Source organism: Halalkalibacter krulwichiae, assembly GCF_002109385.1.
Lineage (GTDB): Bacteria > Bacillota > Bacilli > Bacillales > Bacillaceae_D > Halalkalibacter > Halalkalibacter krulwichiae.
On sequence record NZ_CP020814.1, the window covers coordinates 2,350,811 to 2,369,559 of the forward strand.

The 18,749-nt window shown below is 36.4% G+C and carries 27 protein-coding genes, 3 pseudogenes and 1 riboswitch; of the genes and pseudogenes, 2 read left to right on the top strand and 28 right to left on the bottom strand.

All coding sequences use genetic code 11. From position 1 onward, the window contains the following. Nucleotides 1-97: 97 nt before the first annotated feature. Nucleotides 98-212: riboswitch (TPP riboswitch) on the bottom strand. 78 nt (nt 213-290) lie between these two features. Beyond that, on the bottom strand, nt 291-665 hold the full coding sequence (locus BkAM31D_RS11770; RefSeq protein ID WP_066149316.1) for a PH domain-containing protein: 375 nt from the start codon (nt 663-665) through the stop codon (nt 291-293). A 133-nt stretch (nt 666-798) separates the two neighbouring features. On the opposite strand from BkAM31D_RS11770, the gene BkAM31D_RS11775 reads away from it, so the two are divergent. Both BkAM31D_RS11775 and BkAM31D_RS11780 read left to right on the top strand, forming a co-directional pair. Beyond that, on the top strand, nt 799-1,770 hold the full coding sequence (locus BkAM31D_RS11775; RefSeq protein ID WP_157076729.1) for a 2-hydroxyacid dehydrogenase: 972 nt from the start codon (nt 799-801) through the stop codon (nt 1,768-1,770). Nucleotides 1,771-1,988: 218 nt separating this feature from the next. Then, complete coding sequence (locus tag BkAM31D_RS11780) at nt 1,989-2,837, top strand: DUF4198 domain-containing protein (protein ID WP_066149318.1); 849 nt, start codon at nt 1,989-1,991, stop codon at nt 2,835-2,837. A 48-nt stretch (nt 2,838-2,885) separates the two neighbouring features. Here BkAM31D_RS11780 and BkAM31D_RS23565 read toward each other — a convergent pair whose 3' ends face one another. The 27 genes and pseudogenes from BkAM31D_RS23565 to BkAM31D_RS11905 form a co-directional block, all read right to left on the bottom strand. Continuing rightward, nucleotides 2,886-3,029 carry a hypothetical protein gene (locus BkAM31D_RS23565; RefSeq protein WP_157076730.1) on the bottom strand — a complete coding sequence of 48 codons (144 nt, stop codon included), beginning with the start codon at nt 3,027-3,029 and terminating at the stop codon, nt 2,886-2,888. Between the two features lie 230 nt (nt 3,030-3,259). Next, nucleotides 3,260-3,607 carry a DUF1360 domain-containing protein gene (locus tag BkAM31D_RS11785; RefSeq protein ID WP_066149320.1) on the bottom strand — a complete coding sequence of 116 codons (348 nt, stop codon included), beginning with the start codon at nt 3,605-3,607 and terminating at the stop codon, nt 3,260-3,262. 460 nt (nt 3,608-4,067) lie between these two features. Then, the gene (locus BkAM31D_RS11790; protein ID WP_066149322.1) at nt 4,068-4,307 is read right to left on the bottom strand and encodes a hypothetical protein; all 240 of its coding nucleotides are present in this window, start codon (nt 4,305-4,307) and stop codon (nt 4,068-4,070) included. 373 nt (nt 4,308-4,680) lie between these two features. After that, on the bottom strand, nt 4,681-5,163 hold the full coding sequence (locus tag BkAM31D_RS24360) for an NUDIX hydrolase (protein ID WP_066151040.1): 483 nt from the start codon (nt 5,161-5,163) through the stop codon (nt 4,681-4,683). Between the two features lie 123 nt (nt 5,164-5,286). Continuing rightward, nucleotides 5,287-5,448: pseudogene (locus BkAM31D_RS24365) on the bottom strand (NIPSNAP family protein); the annotation flags it as partial. Nucleotides 5,449-5,786: 338 nt separating this feature from the next. Then, nucleotides 5,787-6,387: pseudogene (locus tag BkAM31D_RS11800) on the bottom strand (SAM-dependent methyltransferase). 244 nt (nt 6,388-6,631) lie between these two features. Further along, complete coding sequence (locus BkAM31D_RS11805) at nt 6,632-7,408, bottom strand: sulfite exporter TauE/SafE family protein (RefSeq protein ID WP_066149324.1); 777 nt, start codon at nt 7,406-7,408, stop codon at nt 6,632-6,634. Nucleotides 7,409-7,640: 232 nt separating this feature from the next. Next, complete coding sequence (locus BkAM31D_RS11810) at nt 7,641-7,868, bottom strand: sulfurtransferase TusA family protein (protein WP_066149326.1); 228 nt, start codon at nt 7,866-7,868, stop codon at nt 7,641-7,643. 42 nt (nt 7,869-7,910) lie between these two features. Beyond that, nucleotides 7,911-9,038, bottom strand: coding sequence for an MBL fold metallo-hydrolase (locus BkAM31D_RS11815; RefSeq protein WP_066149328.1), 1,128 nt, complete (start codon nt 9,036-9,038; stop codon nt 7,911-7,913). A 41-nt stretch (nt 9,039-9,079) separates the two neighbouring features. Further along, on the bottom strand, nt 9,080-9,475 hold the full coding sequence (locus BkAM31D_RS11820) for a DsrE/DsrF/DrsH-like family protein (protein WP_034626688.1): 396 nt from the start codon (nt 9,473-9,475) through the stop codon (nt 9,080-9,082). Nucleotides 9,476-9,490: 15 nt separating this feature from the next. Next, nucleotides 9,491-9,724, bottom strand: coding sequence for a glutaredoxin family protein (locus BkAM31D_RS11825; RefSeq protein ID WP_066149329.1), 234 nt, complete (start codon nt 9,722-9,724; stop codon nt 9,491-9,493). Between the two features lie 12 nt (nt 9,725-9,736). After that, nucleotides 9,737-10,312, bottom strand: a complete 576-nt coding sequence (locus tag BkAM31D_RS11830) for a sulfurtransferase TusA family protein (protein ID WP_066149332.1) — start codon at nt 10,310-10,312, stop codon at nt 9,737-9,739. Nucleotides 10,313-10,368: 56 nt separating this feature from the next. Continuing rightward, nucleotides 10,369-10,653, bottom strand: a complete 285-nt coding sequence (locus BkAM31D_RS11835; RefSeq protein WP_004427588.1) for a rhodanese-like domain-containing protein — start codon at nt 10,651-10,653, stop codon at nt 10,369-10,371. A 19-nt stretch (nt 10,654-10,672) separates the two neighbouring features. Next, a complete protein-coding gene (locus BkAM31D_RS11840; RefSeq protein WP_066149334.1) occupies nt 10,673-11,035 on the bottom strand; it encodes a rhodanese-like domain-containing protein in 363 nt (120 codons plus the stop codon). 25 nt (nt 11,036-11,060) lie between these two features. Further along, entirely contained in the window at nt 11,061-11,540 is a 480-nt protein-coding gene (locus BkAM31D_RS11845; RefSeq protein WP_066149335.1) for a DsrE/DsrF/DrsH-like family protein, read from the bottom strand. Nucleotides 11,541-11,614: 74 nt separating this feature from the next. Beyond that, nucleotides 11,615-11,842, bottom strand: coding sequence for a sulfurtransferase TusA family protein (locus BkAM31D_RS11850; protein ID WP_066149337.1), 228 nt, complete (start codon nt 11,840-11,842; stop codon nt 11,615-11,617). A 161-nt stretch (nt 11,843-12,003) separates the two neighbouring features. Continuing rightward, nucleotides 12,004-12,264, bottom strand: a complete 261-nt coding sequence (locus tag BkAM31D_RS11855) for a metal-sensitive transcriptional regulator (protein WP_066149339.1) — start codon at nt 12,262-12,264, stop codon at nt 12,004-12,006. Beyond that, on the bottom strand, nt 12,251-12,637 hold the full coding sequence (locus BkAM31D_RS11860) for a rhodanese-like domain-containing protein (RefSeq protein WP_066149341.1): 387 nt from the start codon (nt 12,635-12,637) through the stop codon (nt 12,251-12,253). Before BkAM31D_RS11860 ends, BkAM31D_RS11855 begins: the two co-directional genes overlap by 14 nt. A 16-nt stretch (nt 12,638-12,653) precedes the next feature. Beyond that, nucleotides 12,654-12,950: pseudogene (locus BkAM31D_RS11865) on the bottom strand (rhodanese-like domain-containing protein). A gap of 243 nt (nt 12,951-13,193) precedes the next feature. Then, on the bottom strand, nt 13,194-13,577 hold the full coding sequence (locus BkAM31D_RS11870) for a DUF302 domain-containing protein (protein ID WP_066149343.1): 384 nt from the start codon (nt 13,575-13,577) through the stop codon (nt 13,194-13,196). Between the two features lie 97 nt (nt 13,578-13,674). After that, nucleotides 13,675-14,232, bottom strand: a complete 558-nt coding sequence (locus BkAM31D_RS11875) for a carbonic anhydrase (protein ID WP_066149346.1) — start codon at nt 14,230-14,232, stop codon at nt 13,675-13,677. 9 nt (nt 14,233-14,241) lie between these two features. Then, nucleotides 14,242-15,903 (bottom strand): SulP family inorganic anion transporter, encoded by a 1,662-nt coding sequence (locus BkAM31D_RS11880; protein WP_066149348.1) that lies wholly within the window; start codon nt 15,901-15,903, stop codon nt 14,242-14,244. Nucleotides 15,904-15,967: 64 nt separating this feature from the next. After that, complete coding sequence (locus BkAM31D_RS11885) at nt 15,968-16,195, bottom strand: sulfurtransferase TusA family protein (RefSeq protein ID WP_066149350.1); 228 nt, start codon at nt 16,193-16,195, stop codon at nt 15,968-15,970. Nucleotides 16,196-16,209: 14 nt separating this feature from the next. Beyond that, nucleotides 16,210-17,346 (bottom strand): MBL fold metallo-hydrolase, encoded by a 1,137-nt coding sequence (locus BkAM31D_RS11890; protein WP_066149352.1) that lies wholly within the window; start codon nt 17,344-17,346, stop codon nt 16,210-16,212. Between the two features lie 23 nt (nt 17,347-17,369). Next, nucleotides 17,370-17,759, bottom strand: a complete 390-nt coding sequence (locus BkAM31D_RS11895) for a DsrE/DsrF/DrsH-like family protein (protein ID WP_066149354.1) — start codon at nt 17,757-17,759, stop codon at nt 17,370-17,372. Between the two features lie 18 nt (nt 17,760-17,777). Next, a complete protein-coding gene (locus BkAM31D_RS11900) occupies nt 17,778-18,350 on the bottom strand; it encodes a sulfurtransferase TusA family protein (RefSeq protein ID WP_066149356.1) in 573 nt (190 codons plus the stop codon). A 23-nt stretch (nt 18,351-18,373) separates the two neighbouring features. Next, entirely contained in the window at nt 18,374-18,640 is a 267-nt protein-coding gene (locus tag BkAM31D_RS11905) for a rhodanese-like domain-containing protein (RefSeq protein WP_084372008.1), read from the bottom strand. Nucleotides 18,641-18,749: the final 109 nt, after the last annotated feature.

Consider the following 18,749-nt stretch of genomic DNA (forward strand, 5'->3'; position numbering starts at 1 on the left):
TCTAGTACGCAGATAGGAAGAAGTAGATGATGAATTACAAAAGCCGGGTACCAACACAAAAGTGGTTGGACCCGGCTAATAAATTGAAGTAGCATCTAAATCAATTCTTAAACTTCCCCACGCTGGTATGAGCCAGATCAGGTCCAAAGGGTCGATAAGCTTTACCGCGCTTATCTCTCAGCCCAACTCATTGGACACCCCTAGTTACATCTATGAAGTTTTCGTTACAATTTAATTATACATAAATAAACAAGAATGTAAATTAATTTTTTAAAAGTCTGATATTGGAATTACAGAACATAATCTGCTAATACACTTTGTACTTCATAAATATTTAAACTTTTATTGAATTGTTTTTGAATTGGTGTAGAACTTCCTGATACCCAAATCTTCAATTCAGCATCAAGATCAAAATTCCCAGCAGTTTCGACACTAAAATGGGTAATGTTCTTATAAGGTATTGAGTGAATTTCAACCTTTTTTCCGGTAACCCCTTGCTTATCAACAAGAATTAATCGCTTGTTCGTAAAAATAAATAAATCACGAATTAATTTATAAGCTTTTTCAATATCTTCATTTGCCGTTAATATCTTTCTAAATTCTTTCTCTACTTCATTGATACTTACTTCAGACGCATTTCCCATTAACCCATCAAATAATCCCATCAAATAACCTCCAGCTAAACATTTTATAAAATTATATCATAAATATCACTTTGTCTTCTTTCTTCTTAGTCTGGTCTATTTATGGTAAGGTTTTACTATATGACTAATTGCTAAAAATAGAGAGGTGTATTTTGTGAAGCCCAAAATAATCGTCTATATGAGAGTCGATGAACGAGTGATCAAAGATTTAGAGAAAGACTTTGATGTAACTATTTTTCAAAACCATGAATATTTGGGAAATCCCCAATTTGATCAAGCGTTAAAAGAAGCTGAAGGGATTATTGGTCTTGCATTAAAGGTGACAAAAGACCTGCTCGATGCAGGTCCTAATCTTAAGATTGTTTGCAATGTCTCTGTAGGTTATGACAATTTAGACATTGGAGAAATGACCAGAAGGAAGATAATGGCAACAAATACTCCAGGTATTCTAGATGATACAACAGCTGACGCAATCTTTGGTCTTCTCATTGCAACAGCAAGAAGGATTCCAGAACTGGACCACTTTGTAAAATCAGGAAGTTGGACCATTTCATTACAACCAGAACAATACGGTGTTGATGTTCATCATAAAACGTTAGGGATCATCGGTATGGGTAATATCGGAAGTTCTATTGCTAAGCGTGCCCACTTTGGCTTTGGAATGGATATCCTTTATCATAATCGCTCCCGAAACTTACAAGCTGAAAAAGACTATCAGGCAACCTATTGCGATATGAATAGCCTATTAGAACAATCAGATTTCGTTTGCTTAATGGTACCCGCAACAAGAGAAACAGCGGATCTAATGGGCAAGGAACAATTTAAGCGGATGAAGAAAACAGCAATATTTATTAATGGTTCTAGAGGGAAAAATGTCGATGAAACGGCACTTTACGAAGCGTTGAAAAATGGAGACATCCATGCTGCTGGTATTGATGTTTATAAAGAAGAACCGACTCCGAGCAACAACCCCCTTTTACAGCTTAAAAACATTGTGACCTTACCACATATTGGCTCCTCCACAACGGAATGTGAATTCAATATGTCGAAATTGGCTGCTGAAAATTTAAAGCGAGGCCTTCGCAAAGAAAAGCCTCTCACCCTTTTAAATGAATGTTTTACGTAATGTTCTCATGCCAACCACTACATAAAAAAGATGACTTAACCGGTCTGACACCGGAATTAAGTCATCTTTTTTTCCCTTATCTTTTTAATCATTTTTTATATTTTCTTTTACTGAATACTCATATTCTATGACGTTATTCAATATGTTGATCAATAGGAGGAAAACAACCTGTACACGGCCAGCGATCGTTCAGCTTAAATCGAAAAGAGGTGAATATTTTGAAAAAAATCTATCTATTTATTATACTACTATTCTTTCCTACTTTATTTTTTGGACAAGATAAAGCCTCGGCTTCTGAGATCTATATCCAAGTAAAGGAAATAATTGCAACGAATGAGTTACAGGTAGACCTGCTGCATGGTCATATTCGTGATTATGTTACAGAAATAGATATTAATGATCTAAAACTATATGTTCTTGATCCTAATGAAGAAATTCAATCATTACCATTAGAGCAAGTCGGCGTTCAAGCACGTGCCTATGTTCCAATCTCTATAGAAGGTAACTATACCTTTTGGGCTATGTATCAACCTAAGCCGCCTTATGCAGAACAGGAGGATAATCCACCAACGACTGCTATCACAAAACAAATCTATCCTGTAGGTACAAAAGCTGACTTTAGTCAACAATCCCTAGAGTTACCATTAGAAGTTATCCCGACTGTATCAATTGAATCCTTTACAGAAGGTAAATTTACTGGAGAAGTCTTGTTCAATGAAACAGCATTAAATGATACAGCCATAATGGCTTTTGGTCCAAATGAAGAAGTATTAGAAGTTACTACTAATGAAAAGGGAGAATTTGAATTTATATTTGATTCTGTTGGTATTTGGTTGTTAAAAACAAATATAGAAGCGGAAGATACAGATGACGAAATAGAAAGTACATTTACCTCAACATTTGTTATAGATACTTCGCTTACACAGCCACCACCTGAACCAGCACCTAATCGAACATGGATTTATGTTACGATCTTTTTGGTAGGCGGGGCTGTTGGAGCATGCGGAGTCATCCTTTTGTTAAAACATAGAGGCAAACAAAGGGTAGAGAAGGATAAACAAAGTTAAGGGGGCCTCTCGCTAAAGCGAGCCCCCTTATTTATTATTTATCTTCTTTTATCTTTCATCACCTTTAGAACGATAATCTGTACAAAACTGTGAATATCCAATTGCTTTTGAATGCATCATAGTAAAATACATGGAATCTTTATTCTCTATATTTTCTTTTAGTGCGGCTAATATTTTTGTGATTACTCTCATGTGCTCGCCTCCTTAGTACAGTTTATTCTGCAGTAAGAAATTGAGCACTTTTTTAAATCAATTGATGCTAAGAATCATTTCTTCCCTTTTACACTTTTGCTTTTCCCACAACCACAGCCTTTTTTCTTAACCGGCTTGCTCACACTACTTCTTTTCCTATTATGTTGATCTCCTTTCTTCCTCATCACTTGACCTCCTCTTCAATAATGTAAGACAAAGCTTTGACCTAGCTACTCTACTAACTGTTGCACAACCGTTTCAATAATTGCAGCTATAGCCGCAATGGATAAAACAACAAGCACTGGTTGTACAAAATTCGGAAAAAAACACCAGCTTCCGTATAAGAAAATCGCTACCCACAACCCTGTACACCAGTAACAACTTATTAATTGGCCGATCCATGCCCGTATACCGGTACCACGAGGCTTAATGAAAACAACCATTTCACCTTCTTGCTCTTCTTCATAATCCTCAATGAACGGTGTGCGCAAAAACTCTGTAATTTTATCATAGACTAGAAGTCTAGTAAGGCGAAAAGTCGCTAATGATAAAAGCATTATTTGCATCAATGTAATCATTTTCCATTCTCCTTGAAGAAGTGCTTTTCCATATCTTATGTGATTAAAAAGGTAGAAGTGAAGGCTTATGCTGAAACGAAAAGCCTTGTTTTTTTAAAACACAACGAAGGTGTAAACCCTTTCCCGCATCCTCTCTAAAAGCTGTCAACTTCAAAAAATACAACACCTAAATCCTGATTGATTCTAATAAGTCATAACTTCTTATCATTTAGCTAAAAGGTGACTAAAGGTAGGTAAACGTTCAACTATCTATAGCACCTCCTCTAAAATGATGGCTTTAAAAACTTCACCAGAGAAACTCCCCTCTCAAACGAAAGAGATGGGCGAAAAAAAAACAAAAATAGCACTCATAATCATTCAAGAGTGCTTACTAATATTGGAGACCCGATATAACATTATTGGCTTTCACTTTAACAATAAATGTTTGAAATCATATTGACCTCAAAGGTTTATTTAAACCTTACTTCTCGTCTTCATCTAGTAAAGACTCGTCCGTTTCAAAAATTGTACCTTGCTGACAATTGATACAGTCATTAAAACATTGGGTAAATTGAAGCGGATATAAGCTTCTGCAAACATTTGTACAAAAATTGCTACAACTGCCCGCAGCCTGTTCATCACCAGGTTGGTAAACTCCTGGTAACGGCAAATTACCGAGAGCTCTTAATATCAATCTCAATTTTTCTTTTTTATCTAACACTATCATTCACCTCCTTAATACTAAGGTATGATTTGTCTCCTTTAGTTGACAGGTCTGATATCCAATAATTAAAAAATCAAACCATATCGAAACAAAAGACCGAGAATTACATTTATTAATACAATCGAACTAAACTAAAGCAAAGAAGACTGGCTTAAGTCCAGTACAATACTGAACTCAAACCAGCCAACCAGCTACATAATTTAAAACCATTACGTAGCGGGGCACCATCAAGAGAGAGATTTTAGTAAAAAACCTAAGTCCGATTTCAAAAACTCCCCCGGATCCGCCTTCTCAAAAGGTTATGCATCCCCAAGTACCAGTCAGATACACTCTCTACCCATCTTCAAAAGTAGGATCGAGATATTATAAGTTAATTTTTTCCTAAAGTACCACCTAGACGTTTTATTAACCTATAAGGTCTGACTTTAAACGCTTCATACGGTATACAACTTCCATTCATAGCATCTAATACTCGTGGAATGAATTTTCCTCGCGTAATATAAGATAATACATTTGATGAATCTAATTTCACAAAACGAACATCTTGGGTTTCGCTCGATTTTTTTAGATTTCCCCCGATACATTTTCCACAGAAAACAATTGAAACAGTTTCTCCATTTGAATATATCCCCGTTACACCTTCTAACTTAACTTCAACACCGGTCTCTTCAAGGACCTCTTTACAAAGGGCGATGTCGAGTGTTTCTCCCTCCTCTATCCCTCCTCCAGGAAGTTCCCATGTATCGGATCTCCAATATGTTTTAACTAACAAAGTTTCATTTTTGTCGTTTGTAATATATCCGCTAACGGCAATATTCTGCTTTTGGGGAACATGTTCTCCTAGAGAAGTCATGAAATCCTGTTCTTTTTCCAAAAAAAGGTTACCTAATTTCAAAAGTTGTTTTTGTGCTATTTCATGCATTTCATCTTTTAACACTCGTTTTTCTATTTTTACGTATTCTTCATAACTATCATACTGCCATAATGCTATAGCTTCATCTTGGGTATCTGTTAACCAACATCCAATTAATTTCGCTCCGTTTTTTATTTGATTCGGTAATAAATATTCGTTAAAAAAGTCATGAAACTTTAAAACCTTTGTTGGCATTATTTTATAAGTTTCTCTCTTATAAAACATCTCGTTCCTCTCTTTACAAAATAGTATAAATAAGTAATTTCATTATACTTATCACACTTCAAAAAGTTACATCTTGATTAGAGTTTTTTCATAGTACCCAAAGAACAATAATATTAAACTTTAAAAAGAGCTTGAAAAAACAACCAAATCTAAACATTCGGGTCATTTTTTTAAGCTCTTATTTTTCTTAGTTATTTGTGTCAGTGATCATTTTCGGCAATTATTACGACGGGATTTGTTTCATGATTGGTTTCTTATGGATGTCATAGAATTGGGTCTTCATCTAATCTATTCATTCATGTAATTATTAAAGATAAAATCATTATTGGCTTTTGAATTCACTCTATTTTTTGCCCGACAAATTGAATAACATGAGACAAGCCATTATGTAAGTCTCCTTCATGTCGGACAACCTCTCCCATAAAAAAGTGAACAATACGCCAATCAGCAAAGACATTTAGAAATTCTTCGGGTTTGTATAAAAGCTCTAAGTTTTGAGGTCCACCACTATTATATGGTATTTGATAATGCGAATAGACTTCCGTAATAAAATAACCACCTGGTTTAACTGACTCTTTCACTCCTTGTAATGTTTTCTTGCGTGTCACTTCTGGAAAGTGCCCAAAAATACAGACGATCTCATCCCATTTGTTTTGTTGCCAAACGGCTTCATTTAGATCAACCAGTTTTGTATCAACCCTTACACCTCTGCTATCTGCCAACTTATTTATTATTGATAAGCCTGATTCAGCGTAATCCCAAGCTGACACATTCATTCCTTGTTCAGCTAAGAAAACGGCATTGCGTCCTTCACCTTCTGCAATGGCAAGAGCATCACCTGATAATGGAAGTTTTCTCTGCATTTCCGCTAAAAACACGTTTGGTTCTGTTCCATATACATAGCTCTCATTCTGAAAAACGCGTGTTCCATGGGTTCATTTTCTATTCTCCTTTTACAAATAGAAACCCTATAGTCAGAATAGACATATAGGGCGAATAAACGATTATCTAATCACGACAAATTGACCTGTACCTAATACATTTTTCGTATAATCTATTTTGACATTATTGAAATAAACCTTATCTTTCTCAGAAATTAAATATTGAATACCATCTTGTTCAATGATTTCATCTTTTCCTCCAAAGTTATAGCTTAATCATATGATTTACAATGGCGCTGTTTTTATAAGATGTCAATCCAAATTTTCACTGCTGTTGCAGCAATCAATACAGCTAATATCACCTGCAAAACCTTTGTATTCATCTTCTTTCCTGCCATTGCACCTAGTGGAGAGGCAATAAGACTCGCCACAATCATAATAAAAGCTGGAAAATAATCAATTTGTCCTGTTGTAATCTTTCCAACGGTTGCTCCAATGGATGAAATGAAGGTTATCGCTAATGAAGAAGCGATTGTCATGCGCGTTGGAACTTTTAATACAACAAGCATGATTGGGACCAGTAAGAACGCCCCAGCAGCGCCCACAATTCCTGCTCCAATTCCAACAATTAATGCAAAGCTAGCTGCTATCCATTTATTAAATGTCACTTGATCAAGTGGAACATTATCAATTCCCTTTTTAGGAATAAACATCATCACTGCGGCAATTAAAGCTAAAATACCGTAAATGAGATTAATTCCACCTTCTGACATGAGTTTTGATCCATAACCGCCAACAAAGCTACCAATTAGAATAGCTGATCCCATATAAATAATTAACGTCTTATTTAAGTATCCACCTTTACGATAAGCCCACACTCCACCAATGGTCGCAAAGAACACTTGAATCGCACTAATACCCGAAACTTCATGAGCACTAAAGGCTGCTAAACCAAACAATGGTGGAATATATAATAGCATGGGATATTTAATAATTGATCCGCCAATTCCTAACATTCCTGAAACATACGAACCTATGAAACCAATTAAAAAGATTGTAATAATAAAAGCAAAATCCATCATAACCTCCTCCTTTTAAAGGAAAAGAATGTTGCTTTAAAAAGGTAAAAACTAACCTTTTTTAAGCCCTGATTGAGTAGCAATGGCTCCACATGTTGCCCGCCTTCTATGAGAAAACCACTCATAGAGAAGGCTTATAAAGCCTGCAACAGCTTCGCACATTGCGTAGAGGACATTAAAAGGTAAAAACTAACCTTTTCAATGTCCTCTACCAAACCGGTTCTCTTTTCTTTTAGCCTTTTTTAATCCAGAACTTTAATACACCATCTTCTTCCGTATCTGATACTAGCTCATGACCACCAGATTTCGCCCAAGCTGCTAGGTCACTTTTTGCCCCTTTATCTGTTGCATGAATTTCAAGCACTTGGCCTGATTCAAGTTCTGTCATAGCTTTCTTTGTTCTAACGATTGGCATTGGACATGCTAATCCTTTTGCGTCTAATACTTTATCTGAATTCATTTATAAAACCTCCAGTTATTAATTTCTATTTTTTATCGTTTGTTATCTAACTGCACAACGGTTTGGCCCAATTTCCATTTCACGTTGCTTCTCTTCATCTGGTGTAATTTTCCCCATATTCATTTCACGAATTTCTTGATATGCGTTCGGTTGTGGTGGTAAGTTTTCTGTCACCATTGATCTAAACTCATTTTCATCCTCAATGTTTAAACCATGATTTGAAGCAAATAATGTGCCTAGTTTTTCTGCAACACTTCCATCTTCATTTAACTCTTCGATGATCATAAAGTGAGCCGGTAAAACAATCAACTCTTCTGATAGTTCTCTATAACGTTTATAAAGCGACTCACGTAAATCTCCTACCCAATCTTCAGCCAGTCCTGCTAGGTCAGGTCTTCCAATTGAATCAATGAAGAGAATGTCTCCGGATAATAGGTATTTTTCATCGATAACAAATGAAGTCGAACCAATTGTATGGCCAGGTGAGTATAGTGCATGAATGTTGATCGTTGAGTTTCCGATTTGTACGTCATTTCCGCCTTCAAGTGCTGCATATTCAAACACTACCTCACCTGCGTCTTTTGGAGGTAACCAGTAGGTTGCACCAGTTGCTTCCGCAATTTTTCTTCCACCTGAGATGTGATCAGCATGTAGATGAGTATCAAATACGTGTGTGATTTTTGCATTGATTTCTTTAGCAAAGTTCACATACACATCTGCCATACGTGTTGCATCGATAATCGCAGCTTCCCCATTTGAAACAACCATATAAGATAGACAGCCTTTACCTAGACGGACAAATTGATATAGCTCACCACCGTCTTTTAGGTTCCCTACTTTAACTGGCTCTAAATATTCACTCCAATTCTTCATTCCGCCTTCAAGATAAGAAACATCTAGTCCTTCATCAGACAACATCTCTGCTACCATCATCGAAGAACCTTCTTTCGCACAAACGACTAAGACTTCTTTATCTGCTGGAATTTTATCCATGATTTCTTCTACGCCATCTAATAGTTCAAAATAAGGAATATTAAAGTAATCAAAGTTCTCTCCTTCAATCTTCCAATCAGCGAAATCCCCTTCATTCCGAACGTCTAGAATAAATAGCTCTTTCTTTTTAATCACTTTTCTTGCTACTTCTTTTGAATTCATCGCTTTAACCGACATCTTTATACCCCAATAGTATATTTTAGTTTAAAAAAATTTAATTAAAAGGTTAACGTTACATCCGCATCCTTGGCGAATTCTAAGAACGTAACGGCTCCACCCACTTCAATTCCATCAACAAATGCATCTTTTTCCAGCTCCATAACATCCATTGTCATTTGACAGCCAATTAGTTTAACACCCATTTCTTGTGCCATTGCCACAAGTTCCGGAATAGCTGGAACATTGGCTTTTTCAAAACCCTTTTGGTAATGCTCTTTCCCCTCAGGCATTGGTAATTGACTGTATGCTTCTTTATGAATTAAGTTTAGACCTTCAAAAGTAAAGAATATTGCTACCTCTTGGTCTGTTGCAGCTGCAGCTGTTGCTACATTGAATACTTTGTACGCATCAAATAACCCACCATTGCTTGCGATAATTGCTAATTTTCTACTCATTTTTTCAACCTCCTATTATTTTCTCAATACTGATATAATGCTATTTGGGTCATAACCGACAACCCAATGGCCATTTACTTCCGTTTGTGGAACCCCTAGTTGACCTGTTTTTTCTACAAGTTGCTGCATAATGGCAGGATTTGTTTCTACATTCACTTCACGATAGGAAATGTTTTGATCTGCTAAAAAGTTCTTTAACATCACACAATAACGACAACGATTAGATGTATAGACAGTAATCTGATTCATAGTTGATTCCTCCTATTTACTGAGACTATCTGTTGGATGAGTCCATTCACTCATTCCAGGTACGACATTAATCACTTTTTTAAATCCTGCTTCGGTTAACTTTTGTGCGGCTAAATCACTACGGCTTCCAGTACGACACACAACATAAATATCTGCATCCTTGCTTAGTTCATTTAAACGATTCTCAAGCTCACCAAGTGGAATGGATTTTGTCCCAGGAATATGATTGAAAGCATATTCAGCTGATTCACGTACATCTAACACTAGAATATCTTCTTTGTTAGTTAACTTTGCTTGAAGTTCCTCGTTGTTTACAACATGTGGGTGTTTCTTCTCTTCTTTCTCTTCCCCAGTCGCCTTACGAAGATAATGTTTTAACACATCGCCCTCTTCAACCGTTCCTAAATATTGATGTCCAGTGCTCTGTGCCCACGCCTTAATATCAGCAGTTGATCCTTTATCTGTTGCTTGAATTTCTAATACTTTTCCTGGTTCGAGCTCATTCATTGCTTTTTTTGTACGAACGATTGGCATTGGACATGCTAATCCTTTTGCATCTACTAGTTGATCAAATTTAATAGTTTCCATTTAAAATTCCTCCTAATAATTAATACCCTTATAGGTATATATAACTTTAAAAAAATTTACTGAACGTTCCCTTCCCAGTTCATCATGCCTCCAACCATATTGGTAGCATGAAACCCGTGACTTGACAGAAACTCAGTGGCTCTTCCACTTCTAGCACCAGAGCGACAAACAATAATATATTCTTTCGTTTTGTCTAGTTCATGTAGACGAAATTCTAGTAATCCAAGCGGAATGTTTACACTCCCAGGTATATGCCCTGCTGCTACCTCATCCGTTTCACGAACATCAATAATATTGGGGTTAACGAGACGTTCTACTTCTTTAGGTGTGATTTCTTTCATAACTGATCTCCTCCTAACGTTAGTTCCAAGCGCTCATACCGCCTTTTACGTTTGTGATTTTTTTAAAGCCCATTTTACTTAATACTTTTGTTGCTTTATTGCTACGCATTCCACTCTGGCAAATAACTACAACTTCTTTCTCTTTTGATAACTGGCTTGCCTTCTGAGAAAGCTCATGAAGAGGAATATTTTTAAATGTGTTAATTTTATTTCTAGAAAACTCACCAGATGTTCTTACATCAATAAATTGAACATCTTTTCTCTTTAACTCTTTTTTAAGCTCACTCGCTGAAATTTGTTTTACACCTTTAACAGGCATGAACTTATTGATTAAAAAGAATGCTACTAAGCCAACAACTATTACATTAATGATTACATCCATATTGTACCCCCTTGGGTAAAATTTCTTAAATAAATAAATTCACATTTCCTTCTTCTGCATCAGCTAAATATGCGGCTACACCAGCATATTCTAAACCATCAATCAACTCTTCTTTTTGTAGTCCTAATAGATCCATTGTCATTGTACAAGCAACTAACTTTACGCCTTGTTCTTGAGCCATTTCAACTAAATCAGGTAGCGGCATCGCATTATGCTTTTTCATGACATGCTTAATCATTTTTTGCCCCATACCTCCGAAGTTCATATTTGAAAGTCCCATGTTATCAGCGCCTCGTGGCATCATTTTTGCAAACATCTTTTCTAAGAATCCTTTTTTCACTGGTACGTGTTCATCTTTTCTAAAAGCGTTTAGTCCCCAAAATGTTGAGAAGATTGTTACTTCATGATCATAGGCTGCAGCACCGTTTGCGATAATAAAAGCTGCCATTGCTTTATCATAATCACCGCTAAATAAAATAATCGTTGTTTTCTTTTTGTCTGTCATGTTGTCCACTCCTTTGTATTTTTATCTTCACATATACCAGTACAGGTATGTAAACTTTCAAAAAAATAGGTAGTCTAGCCTTTTTTAATCCAGAACTTTAGTACACGATCTTCTTCAGTATCTGATAGTAACTCATGCCCACCAGATTTTGCCCAAGCCGATAAGTCATTTTTGGCTCCTTTATCGGTCGCATGAGTCTCTAAAACCTGACCTGATTCCATCTCATTTATTGCCCTCTTCGTTTTTACAATTGGCATCGGACAAGCTAGTCCTTTTGCATCAAGAACTTTATCTGCCTTCATTTAGATAGCCTCCCTTTTCATTTTTAACACATATACCTCTATAGGTATTATAAAAGAATAAAAAAATTTGTCAATAACATTTTGGTTCGTTTCTCAAAGTTCGCTTAAACCTATAGGGGTATTGTAATTGATATCACTCACCCCTGTCAATCATCTTTTTATTATCTGCTTTTTACTAATAAGTTCACAGCTTCTTGAATAAACGCTTCTGTGTCTTCTCCTTTTACAATTTGCTCGCGGACACACTGCTCTAAGTTAGAGCTTACGACTAAACCAATCGTTCGGTCCAACGCATTTCTTGAGGCTGACATCTGAACGACAAGATCCTTACAGTCCTTACCCTCTTCCATCATTCTAAGAATGCCTCTGATTTGTCCTTCTACACGTTTTACTCTGTTTTTCATTTTGTCATTGTATTCCATGGATTTCCCTCCTTTTTCTACAGTTAAACCTAGTTGGTTGCTTTTTTTTCAAATAATACCCTTTAACTTTTGCACCCTTATTCTTCAAGAACCTGGCACTTACATTAACATCAATCATCTCTGAACCAATGATATAAATGCTGTTCCCCTCAAAAAGATCGTAGTTCCTTTTTAAATAGGCTAATGGAATATTAACAGCTCCTGCTACCCGAGATTTATAAACAATAGAAGAATCCCTTACATCAAGAATGATAGTATGATCTTGATCATTTATTTTCTCCAGTTCAACAAAACTTAAACCAAGAACTGGTACATATCTTTTATATAAGAAGCGAGTAAAAATAATTGTTAATACGATTAAGAATGTCGTCATATAAGCACCTATGAAGTTATTTTATAACCTCGCCTTCCCACTTAAGCATTCCGCCTTTTACACTGACTAAATCTTGATACCCAAGATCCTTTAAAGCATTTGCAGCTTGAAGACTTCTGTTCCCACTGCGGCAGATGATGACGATTGTTTGATCTGTAGGAATAAGTTCGGTTTAATCACCTAGTGTACTTAAAGGAATATTCATCATACCATCTATATGCCCTTCATTAAATTCATGAGACTCACGAACGTCTACAAAGAAAACATCTTCATCTGGCTCATTCATTAAATTGGCTAATTGTTCCGTGTTCATTTCATCTATCCCTGCATTAAGCGATAATTTATATCCAAAAAAGCCAATTAATATAGTTATAGCGATTATGATCTGCCAATATTTTTTTATCAATGATCTGCCTCCTCGTTGTTTATACCCTTATAATATACCCTATCGGGTATATAGTCAAGCCTAATTTTTAAATGGATTTAACAAGCAATAAAGAAGTCTCTTAATGAAAAGTGATGACCTTTCACAAGAGACTTAAATTGGTTGTTTCCCTTAAATACTTTTATCTATAGCGGACATCAATCTTTTTTCAATGTCTAAGGCAATCTCATTCAATTTCTCATCATTTACATTTTGAATTAAAGCAGATGGCTTAGGCATTCCAATTTTTGTTTTTCCTTGGTCTGTATAAACAACTATTTTACAAGGGAGAAAGTAACCAACCATTTTATTTTTGTCTAATACTCTTTTCGCTTCATGTGGATTACACACTTCCAAAACTTTATACGGTTCATTGAATTCTAACCCTTTCTCTTGGAGCTTTGCTTGAATGTCAAACTCCCATAAGACACCAAACTTTTCTTCCATAAGAGTTGCTTTCAACTTTTCAATTGTATCTTCCATCGTGTTCGATGTTTCAATTGTGTAATCAAACATGTTATCTCTCCTTTCAGGTCTTTTTATACTACAATGGGTATACAGAAGGGTATGTCGGTCTTGTTGTCAAACATTAAACTCATTTTTTTATATAACTTTATAAAGGATAAACCCTTTCAAGCTCTCCGGACTCTACGTGAAACAAGCAACCAATCATTTGTACACCTTGCCCATATTTTTTATAGATCGGATGCTGTTGTAGATGTTTAACTTGTGATAATACATTTTCTCTAGTTAACTCATCCATCGAAACATCTTTTAACAAGTTGTGATCCGGTAAACTTTTTCTAACCTTGCCAATCCAACCTCGGAGCTCTTCTTCATTATTGCCTGACCAAGCTGCTTTGACTCCCCCACAATCAGTATGGCCTTTGATCACAATTACTTTTACATTTAAATGTCTTAAAGCGTAGGAAAGACTTGCTGAAAAACTCTCATCCTCAATAGAAATTTGATTAGCAATATTTCGATGAACAAACATATGCCCTAAAGGCATTTGTGTGACGACAGAAGGGCTTACTCGTGAATCGCTACAGGACAGCACAAAAAATTCTGGAGCTTGCCCCTTCTTTAATTCATCAAAGAAAGTTGGATCATATTCTTTCATCTCTCTTATAAATTCTTCATTTCGTTTACGTAACTCTAAATTTTGCATAGCTTTCACCTATTTTCCGATTGCTTTTAAAGCTTGGTTAATGGATAAATAGTTAAGATTATCGCCATATTTCTTATCCCAATTTGCCTTCTTCAATAAATCCATCACAGGGCCTTTAATCCCTGCAAATAAAAACTCAATTCCACCTTTACCACACGACTCCATTACTTCTTCTAAAGAATGAATGGCAACAGCGTCAATTGAATTGACACCTGAAAAATCGAGGATAATCCATTTCGTTTCGGTTTTTTCCCCAACTCGCTCACATAATTTATCCTCCAAAAAGGTCATATTGGCAAAATAAAGTGAAGCATCCGTTCTAAAAATCATCACATCGGGATCCACTTTCGCCTCAGGATAACGTTTAATGTTTCTAAAAACATTCTCTTCTGTTAAGAAACCTAACTCGGCAATATGAGGGTATGCACTTCTAGCAAGAAACACAAGCAAGGAAAATGCAATTCCAATCAGAATGCCTACTTTAATTCCCAGCACAAGAGTCGCTGCAAATGTGACCATCCAAGTCCAACCGTCTACTTTTCGAATCCAAAATAACCGTTTTGCTTCCTTTATATCAATTAACTTGTAGACAGCAACCATAATGATCGCTGCTAAAACTGCATTAGGAAGGTAATAAAATAACCCAGTGAAAAAAAGCAAAGTGAGGATAATTAATGCGGCTGTAATCAGAGAAGCTAATGGTGTACGAGCACCAGCTTGATAATTAACAGCTGACCTCGAAAAACCGCCTGTTACTGGATAGGCTGAAAAGAAGGATCCGGCTACATTGGCTAATCCAATTCCGACTAACTCTTGATTCGGTACAATTTTATATTTTTCTTTTGTAGCAATTGCTTTTGAGACTGAGATAGCCTCCATAAAGGCAATAAATGAAATCGTTAAAGCAATCGGTAGTAGTGAGATGATTGAACTAAGCGAAAGAACAGGTAAACTTATTGGAGGAAGCCCTCTTGGTACTTCCCCCACAATCTTTACACCTAAGTGATCGAGCCTTAAGAAAAACACAAGTAAAATGCTTAACGCTACAACAACAAGAGGGGCTGGCACTTTAGGGAGACGTTTTAAACCAATTAATAACAATATACTTATTAAGCCAATTAAAAGGGTAACGACATTTATCTCCACTACTCTTACGATTGCTTCCCAAACAATGGTGAATACATTCTGTTCTGCAACTATATTCACGCCAATTAAGTGCTTTAATTGGCTGAGTCCAATCGTAATAGCGGCAGCTGATGTAAAACCACTTATAACCGCATTCGATAAAAAATTAACTAGGAAGCCAAGTCGGAACAATCCCATTAAAAATAAAATAAGTCCGACCATTAACATCAATAAGAGGGTTAATGAGATAAATTCTGCTGTACCTGGTTCAGCTAAAACAGATACACCCGCTAAAACTAATAGAGAGTCCATTGCCACTGGTCCTACGGCCAATTGACGAGACGTTCCAAATAGTGCATAAACAATAATTGGAATAGTAGACGCGTATAGACCAATGACAGGAGGAAGTCCTGCTAACATAGCATAAGCCATTCCTTGAGGTATTAACATCACTGCTACAATTAAGCCAGCGGACATATCTCCTCTCAGATCTGTTCTCTGATAATTGGGGATCCACTCTAATGCAGGTATAAATTTTTTAAACAAATCTATTGCCTCCTTTCTGTTGTTAACGAATGGTATGTAGAAGGGTGCAGAGCACCCTTCTTAATTAGGATTTCTTAATATAGAATGTAAAGACTCCATTCTCTTCTTTGTCACTTACTAATTCATGCCCTCCTGAATTTGCCCATGCTGTAAGGTCATTTTTTGCACCTTTATCTGTAGCTTGAATCTCTAACACTTCACCTGACTGTAATTCATCCATTGCCTTTTTTGTTCTCACAATAGGCATTGGACACGCAAGACCTTTTGCATCTAAAACTTTCGTCACTTCCATCTTGTCATTCCTCCTTAACGTACTGCACAGCGATTTGGCCCAATCTCCATCTCCCGTTGTTCCTCAAGATCAGGATGGATCTTGCCCATATTCATCTCTCGAATTTCCTGATAAGCGTTCGGTTGTGGCGGTAAATTTTCTGAAACGGTTTTTCTAAATTCATTTTCATCATTAATGTTCAACCCATGATTTTCTTTATACAACTTACCTAATTCTTCTGATACGCTCCCATCTTTGTTCATTTCATTAATTCCCATGTAGTGGGCAGGTAGAACAATCAGATTATCTGCTAATTGTTTGTACCGGTCATAAAGGGTTTGTCTAAGATCTGCCACCCAATCTTCAGCTTTTCCCGCTAAATCAGGGCGGCCAATTGAATCAATAAATAAAATGTCTCCAGTTAAAAGATATTGATCATCAACAATAAAGGACGTACTCCCTATCGTATGTCCCGGCGAATAAATAGCTTTGATTAACACTTTCCCAACCTTGATCTCATTTCCATCTTCGAGCTTCGTATATGAATACGTTACTTCTTCAGCATCCTTTGGTGGTAAGTGATACTCAGCACCTACCTTTTCAGCTAACGTTCGTCCGCCGGAAATATGATCAGCATGAAGGTGCGTATCTAGTAGGTGAGTTAGCTTTAAGTTATGTTCGCTAATAAATTGTTCATATGGTTCAATCATACGTGCTGCATCAATGATAGCTGCTTCTCCGTTTGATTCAACTAAATAGGATAAACACCCTTTACCAATTCGAACAAATTGATAAATAGTACCGCCACCTGTTAAATCACCTATTTTAATGGGCTCTAAATATTCACTCCAAGCTTTCATTCCGCCTTCAATAGAATAAACATGATCATACCCAGCTTCTGCAATTTGTTCAGCGACAAATTCAGACGAACCTCCTTTGGCACAAATAACATAGATCGGCAGACCTTTAGGCAGTTGATCCATAATCGGATCAAGACTGTCAATTAGATCAAAGTAAGGCTTGTTAATAATATGGACGTTTTCCCCTTCAATTTTCCAATCGTCAAAATCACCTGTGTTTCTTACGTCTAAAATAAAAATTTGATCGCCATTAAGAATCTTTTTTGTTAACTCTTGAACATTGATTCCTTTAATCGCCGTTGTTGTCGTCATGGTTCCCCTCCTATAATTCTTTATTAAAATGTCAGGGTCACGTCAGCATCTTTTGCATACGTCAAAAATGTAACGGCACCACCAACATCAATTCCTTCAATAAAATGTTCCTTCTCTAAACTCATAACATCCATTGTCATTTGACAAGCAATCATTTTTACACCCATTTCTGTTGCCATCGAAACAAGTTCATCAACTGGTGGAACATTGTTTTTCTTAAATCCTTCTTGGAAATGTTCTGTACCTGTAGGCATGGGAAGATTTTTATGTGCCTCTTTATGAATTAAATTTAATCCTTCAAAAGTGAAAAATATTTCAACCTCAGCATCTGTAGCAGCGGCTGCTGTTGCAATATTAAAAACTTTGTAAGCATCAAACATTCCACCATTTGCAGCGATAATTGCCATTTTCAATGATACTCTCTCCCTTTTTTAATGAAGTTTATTTGTTGGACCCGTCCATTCTTTCATACCAAGTACCACATTTCTCACTTGATTGAATCCTTTTTCAGCAAGCTTTTGTGCTGCGAAATCACTTCTGCTGCCAGTGCGACATACAACATGGACTTCATCATTTTTATCTAACTCTTCAAAGCGCTCTTCAAGCTCTCCTAACGGAATATGAACAGCTCCCGGAATATGACCAAAAGCATATTCTGCAGATTCTCTTACATCCAAAATGGTGATTTTTTCATCACCTTCTAATTTTCTAAAAAGTTCGTCAAGCGTCACAACATGAGGATGTTTGGTTTCCGTTTTTTCTTCTTCCGAACTTGCTTTTCGAAGGTAATGTTTTAACGTATCTCCCTCTTCAACCGTTCCAAGATATTGATTCCCCGTACTTTCAGCCCATGCTTTTATATCAGCCGTTGAACCTTTATCAGTCGCTTGGATTTCCATCACTTGACCAGGCTCAAGCGTATTCATTTCCTTTTTTGTTTTAACAATTGGCATCGGACATGCTAGCCCTTTTGCATCTAACGTTTTATTTACTGTTACTTCCAATTTCTTCACCTCCCTGACATCTTTTATTTTCTTTCTAAATCACCTTCCCAATCCAACATTCCACCTACCATATTCTTCACCTTATATCCTTTGCCTTTCAGGAATTCAGCAGCTCGTCCACTTCTAGCACTGGATCGACAAACTAAGATATGTTCTTTGCTTTTATCAATTTCACTAAGTCGATCCTCAAGTTCTCCAAGTGGGATATGGTGTATACCAGGAATGGCTCCTTCTGCTATTTCATCATGTTCACGAACGTCGATGATGCTATCCCGCTTGCCTTCATTTATGCGATGTGATACTTCGGTCTGCGTATAAACTCAATTTTTATACAGAAAGTCTAGAAAGCAAAAAAAGGAAGCGAATCATCGCTTCCTTGTCAAAAGTATTTCAAAGAGT